Genomic DNA, 26,209 nt, shown 5'->3' with positions numbered 1-26,209 from the left:
GTTTTCCTGGATCGTGCATTAGTTGTGGGGACTTTTGAGGAAAAAGAGATAGGTTTCTATAAAGATTGGATATAGTAATACAGGGAGGGATTTGCTAAATCTCTCCCTGCTTGGTCTCGCCTACTCATACTTGTTATACATGTCCTAACCATTCTTAAGGCATGATTCATATCGCTCATCTCCCTTTAATGAACTCGTTATTAGGATCTTCTTCAAGCTCCATTTTAATTTCGGAAACACTTCGTGCAAGATAAGAAAATCGAACTCCATAGCGATCATAGCCACTAAGTTTACATAGGTTTCAAACTTACGTATCTTCTAGGGTAATTATTTATTTCAGTTTTATGATTGATTCATAATGATTTAAAGGGAAAATAATTAGGTGGTGACTCGTTCGGCTCTTATGCAATTTTGGACTAGACCCAGCTCAAATAAAGTTGTAAAACATCCTCAACGCTTTGCGGATATCGAAATCCATTCAGTTCCCAATCTCATCCTTACTTCGACTTCTCTGCCAGCTGGCAAACCGTCCTCTTGGCCATAATGAAGTATCGGGTTTTACTTTTCATGCAAAAGTATTGGTTGCGGATAGGTCTAAAGCTTATTTAGGAAGCGCCGACTTCACGCAGTACGGTTTTGAGAGAAACATTGAATTAGGTGTTTTGCTTAAAGGTAAACAAGTTAAGCCCCTTTACTTTTTATTAAACGTAATGTTGTCTTCTCGAGGATGTACTCCGTTTTTTACATGAAAATATAAAGAGACCTAAGTGAATGTCTTAGGTCTCGGTATTATGCTCGAGCTGCTGCGACTAATTGTTCTGAGAAAAGTTCGGTTTGCAACTCTTTTAACAGCTGATTGTATATAAGATCTACGAAAGATTGAGCAAGTTTCACAGGTACTGCATTACCGATTTGAGTGGCTATATTTTCGGTGGAGCCTTCGTAAGCCTTTCCATCGACACGACCGGTAAATTTGTAATACAGTGGAAATGTTTGAATTAATGCAGCCTCTCTCATGCTTATTGCTCGATCTTCTTCAGGATGTCCAAACCGTCCTTTTGTATAGGCTAAACACCCGCATGTTATGGTAGGAGCATAATTGTCGAAATTCATTCTTCCATAGACATCTCCAAAATTAACGTTCGACTTTTTATGGCATTCCAATGCTAACTGCTGTTCTTTCCAATCGGAACGACTACCTCCGTTCTGAGGAGTAGCCCGGATTCTAACTAGATTATCAGGGGAAAGATTTCTACATCTATGTAGTTTATCTTTTTCATCAGCCCCACCGGCTTCTAATTTAGTTAAATTATATGGCTCCAAATGCTTCCTTAACGTGGGGGCTTTTTCTGTTTTAGGCCATAAAGGAAGCGGGTTAGTTACATATGGTTGCCCCTTGACGGATTCTTTAATAATCGCATCGGTGTTCGGGAATTCATTTATCTTTTTTCCGATAAGTATCATTCTTTTTCTGTGTTGAGGAACTCCGTAATTAACGGCATCTACTACTTCAAAGCGTAAGTGATATGACGGAAGATCCCAATGTTTTTTGTGACCGTCGGAATTCAAATTAGTAAGAAGAGATAGGAAGATATGAAAAATTTTGAAATTAACTATATTATCGACGTTCTCAAATAGGATATAATTGGGTTGAAATATATTCACAACTCGTATTACTTCCATTATGAGTTTGTTACGATCATCTGTATTAGAGACACTCTTCTTGCGGCTGTGTCTTGAAAAACCCTGACACGGCGGTGTTGCGACAAGAAGATCCAGGTTATCACCATTCAGTTTTTTTTTGATCTTGCTCCATTTTTTTTTCTTGATTTTTTTTATATCTTTCACTAGCAGGTGGTCACTACCATGATTTAGTGCATAGGTACTTGCGATTATTTTATCGAATTCTACGGCACATTTTATATCAAAGTGTTTTTTTAACGCTTCGGATACCCCACCTGCTCCGGAAAATAAATCTATAGCTGAAAATTTCACATGGTACCCCCTACAATAATACTCCTTATAACATATTATTGTATAACAATGTGCTGGCTACTGAAAAGTTATTTTTCGAGGAAAACTATGTAATCGGAAGGTGATCCATTTGTCGATTAATAAGTTTCGAACCAAAGCAAGAGCCATTGAGCTGTTAGGGCGAAAACAGATCAGAGACGATATTACAGCATTAATTGAATTGATGAAAAATTCTTACGATGCAGATGCGGAAGAGGTTACTGGCGATTTTACTCTAAACACCGCAAATCCATACATCTTTCTGTACGATATTGGTATAGGTATGGAAGCGAATGATATTTTAAATAAGTGGTTGGTACTAGGAACAGATTCCAAAAAGAAGCCTCAAAAAGAAAAGTTGTCAAAAATCAAAGAAAGACGATTAATGGGGGAAAAGGGAATTGGCAGATTGGCATCTGCTGCTCTTGGTGAGCAACTTTGGTTGTTTACTAAATCACAAAGCGAAAATTGGCATACCTTATATTTGAACTGGAATATTTTCGAAAACCAAGATATGTACCTTGAAGATGTAGTGATTCCATTACATTTTAATAAATCGAAAGAAGAAATTGTATCAGCTGAGTTTTTTTCATTACTAGTCCAAGAACAATTATCCAACTTAAAAAATGCTTCTTGGTTCGATGAAAATAATGTTAACTCTGTTAAGGAGAAATATTCAGAAATATATGATAGGATCGAAAGGCAAATTTCAAGAAATAGTACGCCGTTAGATCATTTAACTGAAATTGTTTACTCTCTTGATAATAAAAACCAAGGGACAATTTTGCTCATACAAGATTTACGGCACTCATGGTCAGATGTGTTTGATACTACCAAAAATAGATCCGATAATTACATGGCCACTCAAAGATTTAATAGGCTTGGATCATTTATTGACAGTTTCAATAACACAATGAAAGATTTTAAAGTAGGACTTACTGTAAATAATGAACTGATCCAATTTAATCACTTTATAGATGATGAATTACATGAACTTTATGATCTCAAAATAAAGGGAAGAATTGAAAACGGTAAATTTTATGGAAAGTTGTTCGCCTTAAATGCTGATGCGGAACTATTAGATGCATGTAATGATGAACTTATCGCGGGGATAGACGTTACACACGGGATAACTAACCCTTCAATCAAGGATTGTGGGCCTTTTAGTGTGGAACTATGTCATTATGAAAAGGAAGAAGCTAATTCAGGTTTAACCAAAGAGCAGATAGAAAAATTAGATTCTAGAATAGAATACGTTGGGGGTTTAAAAGTATACAGAGATGGTGTACGAATTCTGCCATACGGAGATCCCGAAAATGACTTCCTCAATTTGGAACAAAACCGTTCTAAAAATGCTGGGAAATATTTATTCAGCCATAGAAACTTATTTGGAAAAATTGAACTGACCTCGGAAGAAAATCCTGAATTAGAGGATAAGTCAAGTCGAGAAGGGCTAATTGAAAATGAACAGTTTCATTATTTCGTTAAGACATTGCAAAATTTGCTGGTAACTATTGCTGTTGATTACTTATCTAATAAGAGAAAGGGAGCAAAAGCACTACGAGAAAGTTATGTAAGCTTTAATAAACTTAGACATGAGAGAAACAAGAAGGAAAACGAAGCAATCGTTAACGAGGAAAAAGAGACTAAAAGAGCAATCAGTAATATCTTAAAAGAAATAAAAGAGAAAAGGAGCTTTTTTAATAATTTTAAAATAAATTTAAACGACATAGTGGAATCCATGCCGAATGTGCCTGAGAAGTTTAGCTATGCTTTATTAAATAAAGGTTACTCCGAACTTCTGAGTTTTAAAGAATTAATTTATAAAAAACTCTATGAAGATCACGAGCAAATGAGATTGTCAGTCAACCCTAGGTTTGTGCCAAACGAAGAGACACAGGATGACATTAATATATTAAATTCAGATATTGATGAGTTTTTCAATGAAAATCTGAATTCTCTAGAGACTTTATTTAAAGAAAGGGAAAAGGCTTTTCGACAAAGGATGGATGAATGGCGTAATAGAGTCTCAAAGTTATTTAATAACGATTTTGATAGATATGTAACTGCTAATTTAAACAGAGTAACTGTATTGAGAGATGATATTAATAATATTTTCGATCATATAGAAAATGAACTTAACAAGGTAGAAAAAAATGTACTAAATGAAACTAGTATGCTGATTGCGCTTGAACGAGTCTTGTCGGAAATAAAACAAGATATATTATTAGATAATCGTCGAATAAAAAAGACTCTGCTTGAAGAAGTAGGTAAAGGCCAATCGATGTTAGAACATTATCATCTGCTAGAGCCTCAAGAAGTCAATAATTTTGATAAGGAGTTTAATCATTTAATTAATAATATCGAACTTCGAATTGACGAAATTAGACACCGAAAATTGAATGAGGTAATGAATTCATTTGATACAGCATACAAGGAGATCTTGGATAAAACAATTATAGAAATATCAAAATTAGGTAGAGTTAATTCATTAAATGAAATAAATGAATTAGTTGGTGTTCTTAAAAATCAAAACCAAGATCTTAAAAGAGAAAATGAAATTTATGCGGATCTCGCAAATATGGGGATGGCAGCAGAGATCGTAAATCACGAATTCAATCAATTGTTAGTAAATGTCGAAGATGGAATTAAAAACATTAAAAATACGAACCTTAATCCCACACAAAGTTATTGGATTCGTCAGATTGAAGCTGGCTTTAAGGCGATAGGAACACGTCATAGCCAACTTTCTCCAATGTATAGAAGCTATAATTTAACTAGACGTAAAGTTCAAGTTCATGCCCTTTTAGAAGAATTAATTACATTCTTTAATGCTAGATTGAATCAAGCAGGGATAAAAGTGGATAATAAAGTGGATAAGGATTTTGTTCTTATGCTTTCCCCTTCGAAAATTTATCCAGCTATCTCTAACTTGATCGACAATTCGATTTATTGGTTACTTAACGGACATCATAAGTTAGTTTTGTTAAGAAGCGATATACTAAAAAATTCTTTGTATTTAGAAGATAGTGGTCCGGGTATTTCCCCTAGAATCCAAGAAAAAGTCTTTGAACCCTTTTTTACTAGAAGATCCGGAGGAAGAGGGTTAGGACTTAGTATAGTTAAGAAAGTACTTGAATCTCAAGGGCACTCTATTTCGATTATTCAAAGAAGAGAAGATAAGATGCTTGACGGTGCATGCTTTGAGATAAAATTCAATGAAAATGATAGGGTGGGGTAATTTTGTTAGATACAATTAATCCTAAAGTTATTAATATTGCTAGAGAATACTTTAAAGATATTCTTTATGTAGATGATGCTATTAAAAAACCGAGTGATTTAAAAAGCATTATGGACTTAGCAAACAAAGAATCAGCCGCGGCATCTGAAACGGCAAATTCAGTACAAGAACAACCGATTACTAGAAGACCTGTATCATATTCGATTGAACCGGAGGTAAATCAAAACAACATTGAACAACGAGTGGAAATTAAGCAAAGTACACTTGAGACTAGCGGCATGCTTGATGATTATTTTGATGCTTTCGAAATAATTTATAATCTTAATAGTAATGGTAATAAGGTTAGTCCGTTTTTCTTTGAGGGTGACCATCAAATTGAGACGGTTGTATCTTTAATTGAACAATCACATTTGACAATTCTAGATTGGGAACTAGATCAAACTGGCGGAGAAACGACACTAAACATTCTAGAATCTGTTTTTAGAAATACAGGTAGATTAAAATTGATTGTTGTCTACACAAAAAACCCGCTTCAAGCTTCAAAAATGATTCGAGAAAAATTTAATTCAAAAATTATCAACGACACTAAAACAAAAGTTGAAGAAAGTACAGTAGACATATTTGATTTACAAGATGCCTTTGTTTTAGTTTGCAAAAAAAGAGAACTGCCCAGTAATAAATTGAAGGATACATTTATTGAACTACTAATTAATAAGTTTGGCATTTTTCAATTTGTTTTTTTTGATTCAATAAATAAGATAGTTGGAGAAACGGCAACTGTACTTAAGCAATTTTCGCACCCATTCGAAAATATCTTATTACTTCAACTTCAGTCATCAGGGGTTAGTGCAGCTGATTATGCTAAAGTCATTTCTAAGATGATAACTAACCATATAAATAAGGTGATTGATGTAGATTCGGTAATTTTCGAAGAGATAACGGAACAATGGAAGGAAAATATTGGACTTATGTTAGCTATGGATAATGCAAAATTGTTAGAGCTACTAAGCAGAAAATTTATTAATTTAGAACAAACACAAAATAATAGAACAAACGGAAAGAAAAACAAAAAATTTATTTTAAGTATAAAACAGATGTCAGTGGAAAAATGGCGGGAAATATTTACTTTATTGTGTGGATTGAATCTAATTGACGCTGCTTCTTTAGATCCGGTAATTAACGTAATTATTGAGCAAGTAATTGAAAATTCGTCCGAAGAGGAATTTGCAAAAAACACTGAATTAGTTAAGTTGTGTGGTGACAATCAAACGTTAAAAGAACAATGTATCGCATTGTACAGGACCAACGTAAAAAGGGATGTTACTGCATGGATAAAACCTATATTACCGAGTATATTGTTAGCTTTAATAGCTGATCGTGGGACGACACATTTTTCTAAAACGGTAGTCGATCTAGTTCATCTAATGAAAGTGATTGAATATAAAGAAAAACGTCTTGATAATATAGATACCATCATTGGGAATAACAATATTGTAAATTATTTTAATTCTGGGGATGTTTTAATTAATGGGGATAAGCTTCTTCTCTGCATATCACCTAGTTGTGATGTGTTTCGCCCTGAAAAAGTAGACAATATGCTTAAATTTGTAACCGGCAAGAGAATAGACAGTGATTCAGCTTTCTTACAACTAAAAACTTACGAACACTTGACAATTCTGCCTAACCATGAAAATTCAAATAAATTAATGTGTGCCCTTTGGAACTTCAGCGTAACCGAGGTACATAATATTGAGGAATTAGGTAATTATACAAGACCATACAGGTTAGAGCCTGGATATATTCAACAAATCATGAATGCGTATATCGCATATCAATCAAGGACTGGAGTAGATGAACTTTTTGTTAAAAATACATCCAGTTTGAGAAACTTTTATGTTTTTAATTAGGAGGCTATATGGACAAATTCTCCCAAGAGAAAAGAAAGTCGATAATGGGGAGTATAAAATCTAAAAATACAACGCCGGAGCTTATTGTTCGGCGTCTTCTTCATAAATTAGGGTATAGATTTCGCCTTCATAAAAAAGATCTTCCTGGCTCACCTGATATTGTTTTACCCAAACATAAAAAAGTTATTTTTGTAAACGGGTGTTTTTGGCATAAACATGAAAATTGTAAAAAATCAGAACTACCAGAAACAAATAGAGAGTTTTGGCAAGATAAAATCAGTAAAAATATAAAACGTGATGCGGAGAATATAGCAAAACTTACTGAATTGGGATGGGGCGTTCTTACTATTTGGGATTGCCAAACAAAAAAAAAGGATTTGGAAAAGCTACAAATAATTCTAGATAGTTTTCTTAGAAGTAATAATCAAATTTATTGACGGTTATAAAATATGCCCAAGGTGGAACCCGAAAATGAGTATAAACACAATAATTGGTTCAGAGCTGTTCGAAACTTACAGCAAAATTTCTAACGCTGTTAAGACAATTCAAAAAGAAGATAAGACATTGGACGAAAAGAAAATTTTAATGACGGAATTGCGAAAACAAAATGAAGCTGTTCTTAAAAATTATAACGATGTGGCTGCAGAGTTTGCTCGTTCATTTATAAATAAGAATCAATTAAATGATGACCATATTATCGAAGCAAGAATCGGTAGTCCTACACCTTATGGTAACCAACCGAAGGATTATCTTTGGTCGGGAATCTCCATACACACAGATAAATCTTTTAGTTTTCAATATTCATGGGTATTTCAAAAAGATCTTCTTGAAGTTACCTTTTGTTTTGGCTCAGGAGGTTCCTCAACAGGAAGAATTGATGCTTCTGTTAAAGAAAAAAAGGAAGCACAGATGAGAGCACTCGAACAACGGTTCATTAACATTCTTATGGAGGACAGATATAAACCGATAATCTTACGCTTATTAAAAGAAGAGGGGTTTGTTATAACCTCAGAATGGTTAAATTCAGGAGAAAAAATGCAGGATATTGAGAGCTACGTATCCTATATTCGGACGAAAACCGGTTCAAAGACTGGAATAACTAAGTTCTTTAAACCGGATGAGCTTCTGAATGAAGGGTTCGATCTGGAAGCTAAGTTATATCACTATTTTCATTTGTTTCTTCCAATCTGGGAACAGCTACACTTAAAGGATAAAGAAACAAACATTGATGGTGAATCGATTGAAACTGAAATATTTAACTACAAGCAAGACGACGATCAAATTTTTGGTGTTTTACAAAAAATGAAAAAATATATTAATCATCAAGGCTTCCAATATCCCGACAAACTAATTGAAAACTTCTACCTTTCCTTAAAAACAAAGCCTTTCGTTATCTTGGCCGGTATTTCCGGCACCGGGAAAACGAAGCTCATCCAAAAATTCGCAGAAGCCCTTGGGGCAACAGAAGCGAATGGGCAGTTTACGCTTATTCCGGTTAGACCGGATTGGAATGACCCGTCCGATCTAATAGGTTACAAGGATCTGGGTGGAACATTCCGCCGCGGAAAATTAACTTACGTACTGGAAGCGGCATCTGAGCCGGAGAACCGGCAGAAACCCTACTTTGTTTGTTTAGATGAGATGAACCTAGCGAGAGTAGAGCACTATTTTAGCGATTTACTCAGTATCTTAGAAACGCAGCGTTGGCAAGATGGGCACATTGTGACCGATAAAATTGTTACTGAAGATCAAGTAGGTAGCAATTTTGGTATCCCTGAAAATGTGTTCTTCATAGGTACGGTGAACATGGATGAAACCACGCATCCTTTTAGCAAAAAGGTATTGGACCGAGCCAATACCATCGAATTCAATCATATCCAACTCGACAGTTTTTATGGATTAGAAGATATTGTAGGTATTACGGAAGAAGAATCAGAGGCTGTATACCCAGCGACGAGTTTTTTGACCAGCGACTACTTACAGTTAAAGGACACATACGCAAACAATAAAGATATTGTCCAAAGAACTGTAGGTCAATTGGTAAGAATCAACACGATTCTTGAAAATATCCACGCGCACGTTGGTTTCCGTGTCAGGGATTCAATTTGTTTCTACTTGATATACAACGAACGGTTCTCTTTGATGACTACCGATGAGGCAATGGATATGCAGATCATGCAGAAGATTCTACCTCGAATTCAGGGCAACAACTCAGCAGTGAAAAAGGTAATCATCGAGCTCTTATTGCTCTGTATTACTGGTTCCACCGTTCAAAGCAAAGAATATTTGGATGGAGAAAGAGATGTTGAGCAGCTGTGGACTAAGCATGCAACCGAAAATAATGTCAAATATCCTCAATCCAGTAGGAAGCTTATCTACATGCTACGGAGGCTTGATGATGACGGATTCACTTCATTTTGGGTCTCTTAAAAAGAACGTGATTCTCCTGCACATTGAAACGAATCTGTTTGATCTCTACTTAGAGGGGAAACCGTACCATCCAACGGTAGATATGCTCCGGCTACATCGGACAGAAGAGAGTGTGTGGGAGCAGGCGGATCTTCATGTATCTATTCACTCCGATCAATTGCAGGTTCTATCTATTGCTGTCTTTAATCCCAATCGTGGAGAGCTAGAGCCTTGGCAGAACGAACAAGCTTGCTTTCCGATCTTTTACGAGACGCAAACCTACAATTTATTGGTTGAGAAGAAGGCGGATATAGACTTATCTTTTTACCATGAAAATTATTCGTTGCGCGAGGCGGTATTGCCAAAGGGAAAGCGGGTTCTGTCAGGGAACTTGAATTTTGGGAATGAGATCGGATTTTCAGAGCTGGAATTACGATCAAGCGCTTTATCTCTATTGAGGATTAGGTTGGAAGTTTTCCCTGTGAAGATGGATTACAAGAGGGATTATCAGGTCATTCTTCAAGATGTGAATCACCAGATTCATAACCTGACCTTTGATTTCCTGCGCAAAACATATCAGTTAACGGGCCTGAAAGAGACGAAGCAGCAAAGTTTAACAGAATATTTTACGATATTACGCTATCTTTTTGACCAACTTATAAAAGCTGTCCAACGGATAGAAGGCTCCCCTCACACGCAAATGCATCAGAGTCAACGCATTGTCCCGGCCGAGAGGGCAAAGAAAATCAATACCAAAACCTTACAATACTTGAGTAAACATCCGCAGCAACTGGTCAAAGATCCCGCGAACGGAATGGTTCGAGTCAGAGGCGAAAGATATGTTCCAACGCATGTGTTGGATGCTCGAAGAGTCGTTAATTATGATACGCAGGAAAATCGATTCGTTAGATGGGTGTTCCTCCGTATTGAGCGGAAGCTGAAAGACTTGTGGCAGTTACTAAAGGACCAGAAAAGACTAGAGGACCCTTTGTTGGCTCAGACGATGACCCGTATGCAGAAGGAGGTTCGAAGGGTGCTTCAGTTTGATTTTTTACAAGTGGGAACTATGAAGCAAATGTCGGTTTCCCTAGTGATGCAGATGGCTCCAGGGTATCGAGAAGTATACAAGTACTACCTCATGCTGCTCAAAGGCCTCATCATCCAGGATGACTTATTCCGGTTGTCTTTGAAGGATTTAGCCACTCTTTATGAATACTGGTGCTTCCTTAAGATACATCAGTTGTTGAGTAAAAAGTATGAGCTGGTCAGGCAAGACATCATAAAGTTAAATTATAGCGGGGTTTTCGTTAAGCTTAAGAAATCTGCCACGTCGACGGTGACTTACCGCAACCCGAAAAACGGAGAAATTTTTAAGTTGTTTTACAATCAAGCGCTTCGGGGACCGACGCTTACGCAGAAACCGGATAACGTACTTACTCTTCGAAAAATGGAGACGTCTACGGAGTATAAGTACGTGTTTGATGCGAAATATCGATTGAATCCTGCGGAGCCGGGGACGCCATATTATGCGACCTATGACGGGCTTCCAGGGCCTGAAGAGGACGATATCAACACGATGCATCGTTACCGGGACGCTATCGTTCATGCGGAGAAAGATTCGGAGCAGTTCGAGCGGACGATGTTTGGGGCGTATGTGTTATTCCCGTACCCGGATGAAAAGAAATATAAAGAGCATCGATTATACAAAAGCATAAAGGCCGTTAATGTCGGGGCATTTCCTTTTCTGCCGGGATCAACAAAATTGTTGGAAGAGTTTCTGGATGAGATTATTTTGGACAGTCCGGAGAATGCATATGAGCGAGCTGTTCGACCAAGGGGGTCGAAGGAGTATTACGATAACAAGTATAACGGAAAAAATGTACTGGTCGGTTGCATGAGCCGCGAGGAACAGTTGGAAGTAGCGCTGAAGCATAATTTTTATCATACCCCGCATGAGAATATCACGAATCATAAGATCCTTACACAATTGGAGTATGTGGCGCTTTATCAATCAAAGAAGTTCTTCGATAAGACTAATGAAATAGTAGGTGTGAGATACTATGGAAGAATAAGGGATTGGAAGATTGTGAAACGCGGCGAAATCACAGTAATTCCCTCAAAGCATAATCCTTCGGATAAGCTTTATGTAGTATTCGAAATCGAGGACTGGGAGACAAGGAAACAAATCATTCTCCCCGGTGGTCATGGGGTTCGAAGCATCGCTTTCACCTCAAAGTATATATTCGACCGGGCGTTGGAAGTAGCCGAGTTAAAGCTGGATAATGACGAAGAGCTTCTTGTATGGCGTGAAGCGCGCCGGAGAGGTCACGTGGAAGTGAAGTTAGATCATGCGTATATTGACGATGCTAAGAAGGTAATAAGCGTGAGCTTAAAGGAGGAATAAATATTGCGGCATGTGGATTTTTTAGGCGACAATAGATTGCGACATAAAATTGTCTACGATAAAGAATCGTACTCTGAGTGCATTTACTGTGGTAAACCAGCGGATACCAGAGAGCATATACCGTCAAAGGTCTTTCTTTCACAACCATATCCAGACAATCTTGGTATTGTTCCGGCATGTAAAGAGTGCAACAAATCATTTTCTGGTGACGAACTTTTTTTATCACTATTAATCGATATTCTAAAAAGAAGACATTATGGAATGGAGTATACTTTTTCAGAGGAAGTCGAAAGTAGAATAATTTATAACAAAAAGCTAGTCAAAGATATTGAAGAGGCACTAGAGAATAAGCAGCTAGAGAAGTTTGATGTGAAAGTTTCAAGGATCATCTTTAAACTAGCTATAGGGCATTCTGTTTATGAGCTTTCCGAAGGATATTGTATTAAGGAGGGAGCTATCGACTACTCTTTTGGAGACAGTATGTCTACTAAAGAAATTGAGGAATTCTCTCTTCCATTTGATATTAGCGGAGAGCCACTTTTGGAGATAGGCAGTAGGGTGTATGAAAGGGTAATAGTTCTGGATCTCAACTTGGCAGCTATTCATAATACTGAGCAAAGATTAAATACTTCCTTAGTATTGCTGGATTGGGTAGATGTACAGGATTCTAAATATTCTTACACCAGCTATAGATTCGGTGAAGAAATCATAGTTAAGATGATAATAAATGATTTTTTATATGCCATGGTGACTCTTACGTTGGAGTAATTGTCCGTGGGTAAAGAGTTTTTTAACGGGAGTCAGCCTAATTCTAAGACAGTAGAATATTGGGTGAGAAAAAGTAAAATGAAGAGGTAGAAATTATGAGCATAAAGACTTTTGGGGCTGAATCTTCTGCGGAGGATTGCATACTGACTCTAGATAGATTGTTTACCTTATTAGAAGACATTGATATAAAAGTAAATCCGTCCTGCCGCTTTGCAATGTTTCGTAGAAATTTTGAACAGTTTTATAATCATGTTATGTTTGCTGGCAAGAATCCTAATGACTATAAGTTAACTGAATTATTGGAAGGTTTTAGAGACTATAGTGAGTTAAAGATAATATGCTCATCGAACAAATTGCTAACTGAGGCTAGAGGGGATATTCAATTAATAATGTCTGGCAACACACTTGATTCAATGGATAAGAATAGAACCGCTAGAGACGTTCAGTTTCAACTTTCTTTTGCGGCACATCTAGAATTAGCTGGATATAACATTAGTGTTCAAGAGCCTGATTTTTTAGTAGAAAAGAATGGATTGACTTACTCAGTAGCAGCAAAACGACTTTCGGGTAAAGGGTCGATCTATAATAATATTGTTAAAGCAGAAAAACAAATAAAGAATTTTCCATATCCCGGTTTTATAGTCCTCTCGATTGAAAGACTAATGGATGAAAAGGATTTTGTGTTGTACATAGAAGACGCTGATTTGTCGGCAGAGATTAGTTATGCATTGATGTTAAAAATAATAAAAAAGCACTTTAATCCAAAACACTTTACGAGAGATGATCAAGTAAAAGCACTAGTTTTTTCATTTTCTATGGGATGTATCTCTCCTGACTATGAGCCAGGGTATTCTTCCGCTTTCACTTATTTTCCAATTGAAGAGTTAAGTAGCGAGTCTGGGCAGGAAGTAGTAACGTTTTTTGATAATTACAGTATCAAGAGTCCTAGCTTTTTTTCAATTTCACAATAATTCAATCAGTGTTTTAAGTGAAACACTCTAGAAACTAATTCGTGTCTTAGTTGAGCAACTACAATGAGATCAATCAAAAGAAGAGAAGATCCCGATATACCAATAACATTCGGGTTACTTATTGCTGATTATCGTCAACAATTATGTAGAGAGTATATTCTCAATTACATCGATAGGTTTAATTATAGATCCGACAGATATATTAATTTTTATTTGCCAGGATACTTTGAAGAAGATTTGTATAGCTCAACGCAAATTATTAAAATAGCGGGTAAACAGTATTATTTTAATGATGAGAAGTATATGGAATTTTTGGGAAAACTAGAAATTGATTTTGAAATAGGATACATATACAACCCAACGTTAATTTTAATGGAATATGATCGCGGTAATTTTAATCAGACTAAAAGAATCCTAATTGAATTAGACCATAACGGAGCGGATATCAAGAAAACAGGTGAACTGTTTGAGAATATTTTTGAGTTAGCCAAACATCATGTGAACATTAATGAATTCTCAAATGAAATGATGAAAAAGGAATTCAAACGAGGGCTCTTTGATAGAGTTTTGAAAGTGGTGGACAATAAGCTTGTTACTGAAAATTTATGATACCTACGGTAGAGTGAAAAAGTTTAAATTGTCTTAGATATACCCTATAAATACTTTTTTCAATATGGGTATTCGATTTTATGAATGGACATTTGGTTTGTCACAGTAAGAAAAAGTGCATAATTGTAGCCATTTGACCTGTGGCAATATTGTGAGACATCTGCTTGACACACTTGACCCAAATACTGATATGCAAGCCGATTATGAATACTTTTTTCATTAAAATGTCCACCTCAAGTTTTATTATAGCTTAAGGATAACACTTAATCCGCGGATATGGTCGCTTAGGGAGCAAAAACATCGGCATTGTTTGAGGAATTGAAAAGCCGTAAGATAGAATCACAATTTGACGGCCAGATAATTATTGCCGATATATGCGGCTATAATTCAATGCTATCGGAGTATCCAATATTTGTTGACACCTTGTTGACGAACATCGTCAACAAGCAGCCAAACTTAAACAAAATGAATAATACACGTTGGTTAAAACCCTTATAAATCAAGGGTTTTAACCAACTAGTACAGAAGCCAATCAACTCCCACATGTTCCCGCATACGATACAAGTATAGTCGTTGGCGCTGTTACTTCAGAATGATGTAATAGTTAAATATAACGCCGCGGCACGTGAAGTCCTTGATATTTCAGGTTTTTTAGGTTTAGTTGCATCCAGCAAATTTTTTCCATTCGCCAATGGCTTGTCTTAATACAACTTCCCCCCACCGCGCTTGGGCAGGGGGGTACCTGTGTTTTGTCTAGCCCTGTTGAAGTTGAATTGATTGCTGATTCTATCCTTGCATCATTCTAGGATTGCTTCAATCCATCCGGAAAACTTTACCCTTCGGTACGAACGGCAGATGCTGGCCTTTGGGAATAAGGAAAGCGTGCTCCCGACGGATGTTTAGTCTGTCGCAGAAGCCGTCCGTGATAATCAATAACGGTCCGTTCTTTGGGAAATCCTCCGCATGCTCCAACAAATCAATGCCAGGCTGTAGGATGGTGCCTCCTCTGCCTTTGATGGAGACTCTGTCCGCTATCACTTCCGGTGCAAGATACCCTTGGTCATATACAGCTGCATCACAGAAAACTACGCGTACTAACGGGACATCCCTTGATATGCTATAGCTCGCAATAGCCCCCAGAGCTTTCCCTAACAGTTTGGTATCCATGGAACCTGAAGTGTCCAACACGACACCGAAGGTACGACCGTCTTCATCACCTGCATTCGGTACCCATCGGGGTCTTGGAATATCCGGAGTAGAAGATTGTCTACGGCTAATCCTGGAATAGGTCCGAACCTTTTCCACCGGGGAGAAGTAATGATCGAACCATTTTGCAAGTTCCACATCCCACAGGATTGGCGGCTGAGAGAGTGCGCGGATTTCTTCAACAAGGCCTGCAGGAAGCAGCCCACGGTTCTGATCATAATGGTAATCAAGGCCTTGGCTTAAACTGTTTCGATAAAATTCATCGAGTGTAAGTCCATCGTTCCTGTTCCACCAATCCGGTATACGCGGGGTCAGTATATCTCCCAGACCGACTCCCCGGAATGTAGCGACTTTGCGATATAGCCTTATATCGTTGACGATACGGTCGTAGACGGATTCAGCCGACATTCCCTTCAGATCCGGATCATGGAGCCCGCCAATCCTGGGGAAGGCTCCTAGTCCCATTTCCATTAACCACTGATTGATGACATAATCACAAGCAATATTCCACAAATAAGGGTCTCGCCCATCGGCACGGGCGTGATGCCTCAATCCTACATGCAGAAATTCATGAGCGAGCACGAATCGGCACTCTTGCTCGTCAAGGCCCGCCGCTGGATTAACGTAGATCTCCTTTAACTCAGCATCAACAGCTGCTACCGAGATGGATAATCTGTTGCAAAGAACAGGGTCCTCTATGATTTTGAAGTCCGCTGCCATAGCTCCCATGAGAGGATATCTGTTGATAAACCAATTACGGGATTTCAAGACAGGTGTCAGAACTTCTTTGTTGGCCCCCAAGAAAGCTTCATATCCCGCCGTGACATTGACAGCGCTGGTCACAGCCATTATTAGCCCTTTGCCCAAACAGTCCTGCCAATTTACATTTTTATTGTTCCAATAGGAGGGGACGGTTGTTCGGGGATTCAGGATCATATCCTGAAATCCGTGCCCAGCTGAACCAAGGTTGTGGAACGAAGCGGGGAGCCCCCTTTCCACAAAACTGTTATAGAGTTCATCTTCACTTTTTGCAGCAATGTCTACACGTCCATCCATACCTGCAGGAGGCTGCCCAAGCTTCATGTCATAAAGAAATTTCGCAATAAAGCAATCGCATGCCGCATTCCATAGGTCCTGCCGCTCCATAACTCGGAAATGTCCGAATCCAAGATGAAGCAGAGCATGAGCAAGCATGTACACCCATTCCTCGGGCAGACCTCTTCGTTTGGGATGAACGTGAATATGGCCGTTACTTGTTGTGACGACCCAGCCATTTTCCGGACAAAGATTTCCTTCTTGACGGACAAATCGCGCATGGGATGCTAAAGGGGCAAACATGGGGTGTTTACTGATGAAATGCAGCCCCTCCATATAAGCTTTTGTTGCAGGATCCGACTCATGGGGTTTTTGTTTGGCCATAATCAAGCTTCCTTTTTCTGTACTAACCTGGGCAGATCGCGGACAATCTCTACAAGGAACCAATCAGGAAGACTTTCACCCGCTTCACTTTTTGCAACGGAGAGTTGGGCAATTTCAAGACTGATCGTGCTTAGACTTTTAATCAGAGCTTTAGCACGGTGGGCAAGCTTCTTATGGTGTTCGCTCAGAATGTCTTTCGATTCCGGCAGTTCTTTGATTAGGTGCGCACGAAAGGATTGCGCCATGAAGTACAGTACATCCCGATCCTCCGGTTGATGAGGCCATCCGGTTTCACCTTCCAGAATTGCATTTAGTTTGTATTTGTTGTTCGTTTGCTTATAGAAGGCTTTGAATTGCCCGGCATGATGGGGAGATAAACACCCGGCAGCCAGAATGTCCAACATATCAGGTTGAAGTCGGTCACCATATTCCTTTAATGCATCGCTTAACATATGCCAAGACCTTGGGGTTGAAAACGGTTCTTCGTGTTTCGGAGGCTGCACCCACAAATGATCAGGACGAGTCTCGATATAATTAATCACTAAAGGGTGGATATCATTCTGGTAGGCCCACTCTAGCCATTCACGATGGGAAACCCTTAACTGGACATGAAACATTCGGTTAATAAGTGCTGATGACATGGGCTTAACTATGGCGCTGTCCTGAGCGCGGTTCCCCGCACCGATCACGACGGAGCCCTCCGGCAGTACGTATTCCCCAATACGCTTTTCCAGGATCAGGCTGTAGAAAGCTTTCTGAACCTCATGGGTACAAGCGTTCAGCTCATCCAAAAACAAGCAGTAGGGTTCATCTCGAGCGATCATATTGGGAGGGCAAAATCGACTTTTTCCTTCTACGATTTGTGGGACCCCAATTAAATCCTCCGGTGCCAGTTGACTTCCGAGTAGTGAGACACAAGGTAACCCCACCATATCGGCAAATTGCTGAACTAGCGATGACTTCCCTATTCCCGGTGGTCCCCAAATGAAGACTGGACGTACGACGGCAATGTTTAATAAAAGATCCATCATTTGTTTTGACGAAACAGAGGTAGATATATTCATCATTGATTCCTTCCACAAATTAACGTTAAAGTAATATTACCACAAGGTGATCAAGAGTCTGATGATAAAGTTTAGTTATAACGTGTGATTCATATTCCCACCCTCGTAATACTTCCACCCTGTTCGTTTGCATATAACTAAGCGAAAATACGATCAGTGACTAAGATCATCGAGTGACATAACGAGATACCGGTAAAGGTTATCCCGCACGGTGCCCAATTTGAAGTTCAGGAGTAGATTGAGATGGCAATTGTCCAAGTCAGATCCACCAACCCTCAGTTTTCGTTTTTGATCAAGAAAAATCCGAGTTCAGGTATGATGCTTCGCTCGATCCGCAGGGGTATGGCGTATGGCTGGTACGCGGATGAGCGGACTTTTAATGTATATTTTAAAGATGCGGACAATGAGATCTCCTATAAGCAGCATGAGCAGGAGAATTTCGAGTATTTGAATGTATCGAGGTACAACACGCCATTATTTCCGCTGAATGCGATTAACGAGTTCTTCTCTGCACCGCTTAAGGCACGGGACGAACGCGACGCGGAGGGCTACGAGCATACCTTTTTCATCAATATGATCCATATCGAACTGGTTCGGTATATCGAGTTTTTTGAGAAGCATTTGAAGGATTTCTCATTTGAAATCACCCATCAGGCGCATAAGAGCTATTCGCTTACCGTCACGACGAGGAAGAGCCTGTATCAGCTGCTCCATGCCGTAAGTGTTTTGTGCTTATTCCTTTCCATGTTCGGTAACGAAAATATCGATATCTCGGATAGCATCCTGGATAAGTACATCAAAAGCATGAATGTGATCGATGCGCCGTTTTATATTCGCAGTTTGTTTGTGCGGAACTTTTTGTCCTCCAGGGATCGGTTTCAGAAGTACAAGGCGGAGCTTGAGAAAACGGAGCGTTATGACATTCAGTTCGCTTACGGGGGGACGGGGCTGCAGCGGAGGAATTATATCGGGAGTGCGCTGGCTTTTGACAAGTCGATCTTGGATGTGGGTTGTGGAGAGGGGTTTTATGCGATTCCTTTTGCCGGGAAAATTGAGGGCAGCTACTATGCGGTAGACATCAATGAGGAGCTGCTGGAGAAGGTAAAACGCAAAGCGGGGGCCAAAGAGATCGACAATATCGTCACTTTCGGCTCGATCGATCAGTTCCTGGAAAGCTATAACGGGGAGCAGGTTGATGTGATTTTAACAGAGGTCATTGAACATATGAGCCAGGATGAGGCAAAGCTGCTGATTCATCAAATCTGCGCGCATGTCGATTTTGACAAGTTCATCATTACGACGCCTAACGCCGATTTTAACCGTTACTATGAGCTGAGCGATTTCCGGCATGACGACCACAAGTGGGAGATGGGGGAACAATCTTTTCAACAGTGGATGCGTGAAGTGATTAAGGAAACGAATCTGCATGCCGAATTTGTAGCTGTCGGGGACGGCGTCAACAATATCAAGACTACGCAGGGCGTTATTCTTAAGAAAAGGGGGGCCTGACCCATGGACATCCAAACGAAGGTTCACACGGTTTTCATGCTGATCGGGTCTACGGAATGCGGCAAAACGACGTTTGCCAAGGAAGTGCTGATTCCGGGGCTGCGTTTTGAAGATGCCGGCAGGAATGTCAGGGCCAATATTCAATATTTGTCCTCCGACCAGATCCGCCAGGAGATCCTTGGCTATGAATACGACAAGTATGACCAAGTGATGCTTGAGGCCAGTGAGCAGGCTTTTCACCTGTTGTTTGAAAGGCTGAAGATGGCGACGGCTTTTCCGGTCAATGCGGAGTTTGTGGTCGTTGATACAACCGGGTTGTCTGAGGATTTTCGGGCAAAGGTGAAGGAGATTGCGTTTCGGAACAACTATAACCTCGAGGTCATTGTTTCGATTATCGAAAGCGGGAAGATTACTATGCGTCGGAGCGTTCGAAGAAGCTGATCACGAACCACATTAACCGGTTGAAAAAGGACGTCCTCGGCTCGCTGACTCGCGAAGGATACGGCAAGATCCATAAAGTGCGTGCAAAAGACTTTTATCTGGCCGAAGAAGGAAAGGCGAATCCTGAATACAACATCGTCATCGAGGATTTGGATGCTTACTTAGCGGCCATCCTCCCTCCGGATCAGCAGTACGTCATCATTGGCGATGTCCACGAATGTGCGGACGATTTGAAGGGGCTGCTGCTTGACTATGGATACCGGATCGAAGCGGGTAAGCTGGTTGCGCCGGAGAAGCTGAAGCAAACTAAGTTTGTTCTGGTCGGGGACTGGATTGATAAAGGCAAACAAACGAAGGATATCGTTCAGTTTCTGTATGATAACCAGGAGCACTTTTACTTCGTGCTTGGGAATCACGAAAACTTTGTTTACAAGTATACGCGGGGCGAAATTAACGGCGTCGACCAAGAGCTGCTGCATACATATTTTGACTCAGCGCAAGTATTGTTGAGCGATCCGGATTTGCTGGGAAAATTCCAGCACCTGGCGTCGATTTCGCAGCCATTTTATCGGTATGTGGGGGCGAAGGGGCCGTCCTTCTATGTCACTCATGCCCCGTGCCGGAATAAGTACATCGGTAAGCTGGATACGAATTCCGTCCGGCATCAGAGGAGTTTTCGGATCGACCGGGAAGCGCCGCTGGAGGGGCAGCTTGCTTTTGTGCAGGAGGAAGCGGTCAAAAATCATCCTTACCACGTGTTCGGACATGTCGCGGCCAAGCAGTCTTTCCGGATCAGGAACAAAATCCATATCGATACCGGCAGCGTATATGGCAACCTGTTGACCTCCGTCAGCATTTCGTATAAACCGTTTATGAAGTCCCGGAAGTCCAGCCAAGCGGTGATTGCCGAGGAACTGCAGATCCTATTCAAGCAAGAGCGAAAGGTGTCCATTCAAGATCTTGGGGAAGATGACATTCGCCGACTTCACTATTGCACGCGAAACAAAATCAATTTCATCTCAGGTACCATGTCACCGGCGGATAAGAACGACGAGACGAATGAACTGGAGTCTTTAAAGCGCGGACTCGATTATTTCAAGGAACGCGGTGTCCGGCAAGTTGTCCTGCAACCCAAATATATGGGTTCGAGATGCAACGTTTATTTGCATAAGGATCAGGAGCAATGCTTCGCAGTCAGCCGTAACGGCTACAAGATCAATCATGTGGATTTATCCGAAATTTACGGCAAGCTGCTGCTCAAGTTCGGCGGTTATATGGAAGAGCAGAAGATTTCCATGTTGATTTTGGACGGGGAGCTTCTCCCGTGGAAGGCGCTGGGCGAAGGGCTGATCGATAGACAGTTCAAGCCCATTGAGAAAGCGCTGGAGACAGAACTGGCGTTCCTGCAGCAAAACGGTTTTGAAGAAGCCTACAGTAAACTTATTGCCGAATATGAGGCGAGCGGGTTTGAAAAAGACCAGCATCGTACCGCCAAGTCCGCTTTAAGCGACAAGTACGGCCCGAGTGTGTATCAAAATTATAAGTACGTCCATGATATTCGGGAAACTTATGTCCCTTTATCCGAACACATGGAGGCCTATCAAACGTACAGAAGACAGTTAGAGCTGTATGCGGAAGACGAGGCCATGGAATATAAGCCGTTTGCCGTTCTGAAAATCGCATATGAGGACGGAAACGAACAAGTCCCGGAATGGAAGACCTCTGACATGTACGGTTTTCTGTCTGAAGACGAGGCGCTCACGCTGGATCTGTCCGAGCCGGATTGCATGGGGAAAGCGGATTACTACTTCTCTAAGCTTACGATGGAGAACCATATGGAGGGCGTCGTGATTAAACCGGAGTTGTGGGATGGAAGAACGGTGCCCTATATGAAGGTGCGGAATCCCGAGTATTTGTCCATCATTTACGGGTATGATTACAAGTTTCCGCATAAATATCGCAAGCTGATGAGGCAAAAGAATGTGGGTCAAAAGCTTCGTACCTCGCTTAATGAGTATCAGCTTGGAATGCGAATGCTCGCAGTGCCATTTGACGAGATTGCGCCTGAGCATGAGGCCTATAAAGAGATCGCGGCCAATTTGCTGTTTGAAGTTGCGCAGGAGCGGGAGATTGACCCGCGTCTGTAATAAGGATATAAAAGTTCAAGCGCCGGGCTTCCCTGACCGACGCTTGGGCTTATTTTCTTTTAATAATCGATTCCGCAGCCGTGGGGGATGTTTCCCATTCGTGTCTAGTTTGCTAGAGGCCATCTAATAGTTTCATATTTCACCTCATCTCAAGTTTATTGTTTTCTGTATATGTTCCAACTCTTAAATATCTCCTTCAAAGTGGCTTGGATGTGTTCCACTGAAAAAAATGTGTCTGTATATAAATTATAGAAATACCTTTTTATCCAAAATTTTCCTGTCGCAGGAGGACTCTCCTCCGAATCGAGTTTTCTTATTTGTCCCGAGTACTGACTCCTTTGGCATAGATAGCGACAATCTGCTCCTCGATACACTTGACATTCGTCTGATTCTTCTTGATCAGGATAGGATTGAACTCGTCTAGGCGATCCTGCGGCGTCTGAATCTCCAGGTCACCATACTTGGTGTGAACCGTCTTCTTCTCATAACCGTCGCGGCTATTTTTTGTAGTTTTGTTCCAAGCATATTTGAAATAGTTCAACTGGTTACCCAGCTCCGTCTTCAGCGCTTCCTCCAGCATGTCTTTCAGTATCAGCTGAATCTGTTCGACAGACTGGAAGTGATGTTCTTCAACGTATGCCCGAATGTCTTTTTTGGTCCAGTACTTTTTGCTGATAAGGGGGGGATCAGGCGCGAGTATTTGTGTTTCCAGGTACGGATGTTTACAACCTTGCTCTGTTTTTGCTCCATGTTCCTCGTATACAATAGATTCGACAAAATCGGTTTAATGGTTCTTTGGTGCCAGAATCTTTCCACATTTTTTGCTCCCGCTACCGTTCTAGGTGTCGAAACCTTTATACGTGTTAAGTACTTTGAGATTCTGCTCAATCCTCAGTTTTCATGGGGGCATATTTCTGCATCCAACTTAAGTTGATTCCTACTCGCTTGGATGTGAATCTATCTTCTATCGTGTTTTTTACGTCAAAAACTACGATAATATGTATTGTTACGTTGAAATAAAAGCTCGAATCCTGTAAGATGGTAGTGTGCTTTGCTCCTACAATTAAGAAAAACCCGTTCTTAAATGGATGCGATTTGAACGTATAATAGTACAGTGTGAGGAGTTTTTTGACGTTTGCAACCAAAGGTGTAATGAGAATCTGGTTCTCAATGCAGCCATGGGGAATCTTGTGCTATCTTGGGTGCAGATATCGGGTTTCTGTGTAAACCTCGTTGAGTATAACCGCGCATGCCACATCGATAATACGAGCAATTGTATATGAATGAAATGGGGTTATCAATTGTTTTGGTTGGTTAAATTTCACAATAGCAGATTGTTTAATGTTGTGCTGTTTGTAATCTTTTTTTCTTTGCCATTTGTTCTTTATTGGGATTTGTTTACTTCCAATAAAAGTTTGGTGTCTGGGGATGGTGTCCAGTACTATTCACTGAAGATGTTTATTCAGTCTTCTCTTGCGCAAGGGGAATTCCCGCTGTGGAACAAATATCTCTCGAATGGTGTTCCTTTTGCCTCGGATTTGACAAATAACGCCTTTTATCCCATAGCGCTTGTATTCTCCTTTTTACCTTTTAAATTGTATATGTATTCATATTATGCGATCCATTTGGCAATCGGTTCTTTATTTACATATTTATTCACAAAAGAAGTTGGCTGTAACAAGGTTGCGGCTTTATGTACAGCCTTGATATATGAATTATCTATTCATGTGGGAGGATACCGCAAGGAACATATCACTATTATTGTTACTATAGTCTATTTACCAGTAATTCTGTTTTTTATACAAAAATATATTAACACTAAAAAAATTAAATGGTTGCTATTTTCTTCTGTGGCAATGGCATTTCAGTTTTATGTTGCATTTATACAAGATGTTGTTTACATAGATATTGTAGCTGGGATCTTTTTATTGGTCGTTGGGTTGCATTACAAAATAAAAATCAAAAAAATTATAAAAGATGGGCTGTTATGGGGACTTTGCTATTTTGGGTTAATCGCATTTCAATTACTTCCCACAGCCCAACTGGTTCGGGAATATGAACAATCAGGGGCAACTTCTGCATCTATAGAATATTTTAAATTTCTATCAATTCATTTTTTGAAATTATTAATGATGCTTTTTCCAAAAATTTACGGTGAAAACGTAAATGGTCCCTTTGGAGTTTCCTATTCATCCGAATTAGATATAGAAATATTTTTAGGGGTCTTTGTATTTCTTGTTATCGTGTTTGGGGCGACTAGATATTTTTCTGATTTTTGGGTAAAACTATCGCTTGGTATGATGGCGGGGGCATTCCTTTTTTCTGCTAACGCACACGTTCCACTACTTAGCGAATTACTTTATCACATTCCAGTAATAAGCGGATTTCGCGTCCCTTCGCGTGCGCTTTTCATTTTTATCTTTTTTTCACTGGTTTTATTCTCCATTACCTTTTCCAAATTAGGGGCACAACAACACTCAGAAAAATTTTATCGTTTTTCTAAATGGTTTGTTATAGGGATTTACTCTATGTTTTGTTGTGCTATTTTTGCAAATATAATCAATTTATTGTCGGTACATAAACAAAACATTGACGATATCAAAGTTTTCTACAATTATTGTAAAACTGCATTTTTGCCTGGATTACTTGTTTTATTGGCAACATGTTTTGTTGCTTTTATCCTTTATAAAGGAAGTACAAAGTGGTCAAAAGCGAATTACAAAATGGTTTATAGATGCTTAGGTGTGGTCATTGTTGGGGTTACTTTTGCTGAAACAAGTTCCTATAGTAACCTCTCTAGTTCAGCCGATATAAATAGTTTTTATTCTATGGATAAGGTTAGCCTTGCTATTGCACAAAATATTAAAAATTATAAGGTATGGGATGCCTTTCCTGGTATAGGCGGAGGACATAGGACCTTTATTTCTCAAAATTCTAATTTATTTAAAGGGATTTCTGCAATTAATGCTTATATTCCTTTTAATAATCCGCGCATATACAAACACTTTTCTGGTGGAAACCAGGCACCATTGAATGCTTCTGGGCTTCTTATAGGTTCGCCGAGAGCAAAAGATAATTTATCATTGCAAAATGACTTGTTATCCATGCTGGGTATTAAGTATATCGTAGATTCTAGCAATCTTATTGATGAGAAGGGATCAACTGAAAAAATCAAAGGAGAAAAAGCGGTTGTTTATGAAAATAATGCTTTTTCCATTCCAAATTTTAAAGGGGAAATATTTGCTTATGCGCAACCGGTCGCAATCAAACCACAAACATATTATAAGGTTGAATTTAACGTAACTTCTGTGGAAAAACAGGGATTGTTTTATGTGGATTTCTATGGTGGGGAAAAATATGATAAACCTGAACAACAAAAAGAATTTCAAATCGAGGCAGGTACTTCCCACTATAAAGGTTATATTTTTTCAGGTGACTCTGCAGTAGCAGATAAAGTTGATATAAGAATAGTTTCCACCCCGACATCAGAAATGAATGTTACCAATTTTGTTTTAACGGAAATGGAAACACAGTTACAGGAGCATGTTTACAAGCCATTTTTGATTGACAAAGAAAATCGTATTTTTGAGAATACTAATGCAAAGGACATATTATATGCTCCTCAACAGACAAAGTCTATTAAGGATGTAAATGATATTTATGGGAATTTAGGTGATTATGACCTTTCCAATATAAGCTATGTAGAAAACTTTAAAAATATGGATTTAAGCAATGCAAACACTACCATTTCTGTAAGGGATTTTAAAAATAACAGTATTGAAGCGAGCGTGCATTCGGATAAGCCTTCTTTCATTAATTTCTCGCAGAACTACTATCCAGGGTGGAAAGCAACAGTAAATGGTAAGGAAACACCGATATATATGGTAAATGGTCTCATTCAAGGTATAGAGGTTCCTATGGGCAATTCCGAGATTAAGTTTTACTTTTTTCCAAAAATACTTATTGTAGGTGGATTTCTTACCCTGTTTACACTGATATTTATGTCTTTTGTTATCGTAAGAGAAAGTCGGAAAGAGCGAATTTTACAAGAAAAATAGTGTTTTTCATCATATTGGTTGTTGAACAACTAGGGGGTATTGA

General features: G+C 39.5%; 14 protein-coding genes and 2 pseudogenes. 12 read left to right on the top strand and 4 right to left on the bottom strand.

The window, feature by feature from the left end; all coding sequences use genetic code 11:
- Window positions 1–458: 458 nt before the first annotated feature.
- Complete coding sequence (locus AC6RNO_RS30025; protein ID WP_497107750.1) at window positions 459–749, top strand: phospholipase D-like domain-containing protein; 291 nt, start codon at window positions 459–461, stop codon at window positions 747–749.
- Window positions 750–789: 40 nt separating this feature from the next.
- Here AC6RNO_RS30025 and AC6RNO_RS30020 read toward each other — a convergent pair whose 3' ends face one another.
- On the bottom strand, window positions 790–1,995 hold the full coding sequence (locus AC6RNO_RS30020; RefSeq protein WP_497107749.1) for a DNA (cytosine-5-)-methyltransferase: 1,206 nt from the start codon (window positions 1,993–1,995) through the stop codon (window positions 790–792).
- Between the two features lie 109 nt (window positions 1,996–2,104).
- Between AC6RNO_RS30020 and AC6RNO_RS30015 the strand changes: the two genes are divergently transcribed.
- From AC6RNO_RS30015 to AC6RNO_RS29980, 8 genes are all read left to right on the top strand, one after another.
- On the top strand, window positions 2,105–5,254 hold the full coding sequence (locus tag AC6RNO_RS30015) for an ATP-binding protein (RefSeq protein WP_497107748.1): 3,150 nt from the start codon (window positions 2,105–2,107) through the stop codon (window positions 5,252–5,254).
- Between the two features lie 2 nt (window positions 5,255–5,256).
- Window positions 5,257–7,161: a response regulator receiver domain gene (locus AC6RNO_RS30010; protein WP_497107747.1), complete on the top strand. Its 1,905-nt coding sequence runs from the start codon at window positions 5,257–5,259 to the stop codon at window positions 7,159–7,161.
- An 8-nt stretch (window positions 7,162–7,169) separates the two neighbouring features.
- Entirely contained in the window at window positions 7,170–7,598 is a 429-nt protein-coding gene (locus AC6RNO_RS30005; RefSeq protein WP_497107746.1) for a DNA mismatch endonuclease Vsr, read from the top strand.
- 34 nt (window positions 7,599–7,632) lie between these two features.
- Window positions 7,633–9,591, top strand: coding sequence for a DUF8727 domain-containing protein (locus tag AC6RNO_RS30000; protein WP_497107745.1), 1,959 nt, complete (start codon window positions 7,633–7,635; stop codon window positions 9,589–9,591).
- Window positions 9,557–11,974 (top strand): DUF2357 domain-containing protein, encoded by a 2,418-nt coding sequence (locus AC6RNO_RS29995; RefSeq protein ID WP_497107744.1) that lies wholly within the window; start codon window positions 9,557–9,559, stop codon window positions 11,972–11,974. The genes AC6RNO_RS30000 and AC6RNO_RS29995 overlap by 35 nt, the downstream gene beginning before the upstream one ends.
- A gap of 3 nt (window positions 11,975–11,977) precedes the next feature.
- Entirely contained in the window at window positions 11,978–12,742 is a 765-nt protein-coding gene (locus tag AC6RNO_RS29990; RefSeq protein ID WP_497107743.1) for a hypothetical protein, read from the top strand.
- 95 nt (window positions 12,743–12,837) lie between these two features.
- A complete protein-coding gene (locus AC6RNO_RS29985; protein WP_497107742.1) occupies window positions 12,838–13,713 on the top strand; it encodes a hypothetical protein in 876 nt (291 codons plus the stop codon).
- Window positions 13,714–13,776: 63 nt separating this feature from the next.
- The gene (locus tag AC6RNO_RS29980; protein ID WP_497107741.1) at window positions 13,777–14,322 is read left to right on the top strand and encodes a hypothetical protein; all 546 of its coding nucleotides are present in this window, start codon (window positions 13,777–13,779) and stop codon (window positions 14,320–14,322) included.
- A gap of 813 nt (window positions 14,323–15,135) precedes the next feature.
- On the opposite strand, the gene AC6RNO_RS29975 is transcribed toward AC6RNO_RS29980, so the two are convergent.
- Together AC6RNO_RS29975 and AC6RNO_RS29970 are read right to left on the bottom strand one after the other, a co-directional pair.
- Window positions 15,136–16,947 carry a DUF2201 family putative metallopeptidase gene (locus AC6RNO_RS29975; RefSeq protein ID WP_497107740.1) on the bottom strand — a complete coding sequence of 604 codons (1,812 nt, stop codon included), beginning with the start codon at window positions 16,945–16,947 and terminating at the stop codon, window positions 15,136–15,138.
- 2 nt (window positions 16,948–16,949) lie between these two features.
- The gene (locus tag AC6RNO_RS29970) at window positions 16,950–18,014 is read right to left on the bottom strand and encodes an AAA family ATPase (protein WP_497107739.1); all 1,065 of its coding nucleotides are present in this window, start codon (window positions 18,012–18,014) and stop codon (window positions 16,950–16,952) included.
- Window positions 18,015–18,254: 240 nt separating this feature from the next.
- On the opposite strand from AC6RNO_RS29970, the gene AC6RNO_RS29965 reads away from it, so the two are divergent.
- Together AC6RNO_RS29965 and AC6RNO_RS29960 are read left to right on the top strand one after the other, a co-directional pair.
- Complete coding sequence (locus tag AC6RNO_RS29965; RefSeq protein ID WP_497107738.1) at window positions 18,255–19,520, top strand: methyltransferase domain-containing protein; 1,266 nt, start codon at window positions 18,255–18,257, stop codon at window positions 19,518–19,520.
- A gap of 3 nt (window positions 19,521–19,523) precedes the next feature.
- Window positions 19,524–22,108, top strand: a pseudogene (locus AC6RNO_RS29960) (metallophosphoesterase).
- Window positions 22,109–22,427: 319 nt separating this feature from the next.
- Here the strand turns inward: AC6RNO_RS29960 and AC6RNO_RS29955 are convergent.
- Window positions 22,428–22,784, bottom strand: a pseudogene (locus AC6RNO_RS29955) (transposase); the annotation flags it as partial.
- Window positions 22,785–23,391: 607 nt separating this feature from the next.
- Between AC6RNO_RS29955 and AC6RNO_RS29950 the strand changes: the two are divergent.
- Window positions 23,392–26,166 carry a YfhO family protein gene (locus AC6RNO_RS29950; protein WP_497107737.1) on the top strand — a complete coding sequence of 925 codons (2,775 nt, stop codon included), beginning with the start codon at window positions 23,392–23,394 and terminating at the stop codon, window positions 26,164–26,166.
- Window positions 26,167–26,209 lie beyond the last annotated feature (43 nt).

Source organism: Paenibacillus sp. sgz302190 (genome assembly GCF_059820445.1).
The sequence above is the reverse complement of the archived record's forward strand: the minus strand, read 5'-3'. Positions and strand labels throughout refer to the sequence as shown.

Bases quoted from the DNA above. Each gene is read 5' to 3' on its own strand.
- AC6RNO_RS29995 (WP_497107744.1), top strand. From the start codon at position 9,557: ATGATGACGGATTCACTTCATTTTGGGTCTCTTAAAAAGAACGTGATT.
- AC6RNO_RS29975 (WP_497107740.1), bottom strand. From the start codon at position 16,947: ATGGCCAAACAAAAACCCCATGAGTCGGATCCTGCAACAAAAGCTTAT.
- AC6RNO_RS29965 (WP_497107738.1), top strand. From the start codon at position 18,255: ATGGCAATTGTCCAAGTCAGATCCACCAACCCTCAGTTTTCGTTTTTG.
- AC6RNO_RS30000 (WP_497107745.1), top strand. From the start codon at position 7,633: ATGAGTATAAACACAATAATTGGTTCAGAGCTGTTCGAAACTTACAGC.
- AC6RNO_RS29980 (WP_497107741.1), top strand. From the start codon at position 13,777: ATGAGATCAATCAAAAGAAGAGAAGATCCCGATATACCAATAACATTC.
- AC6RNO_RS29985 (WP_497107742.1), top strand. From the start codon at position 12,838: ATGAGCATAAAGACTTTTGGGGCTGAATCTTCTGCGGAGGATTGCATA.
- AC6RNO_RS29970 (WP_497107739.1), bottom strand. From the start codon at position 18,014: ATGATGAATATATCTACCTCTGTTTCGTCAAAACAAATGATGGATCTT.
- AC6RNO_RS30005 (WP_497107746.1), top strand. From the start codon at position 7,170: ATGGACAAATTCTCCCAAGAGAAAAGAAAGTCGATAATGGGGAGTATA.
- AC6RNO_RS29950 (WP_497107737.1), top strand. From the start codon at position 23,392: ATGAAATGGGGTTATCAATTGTTTTGGTTGGTTAAATTTCACAATAGC.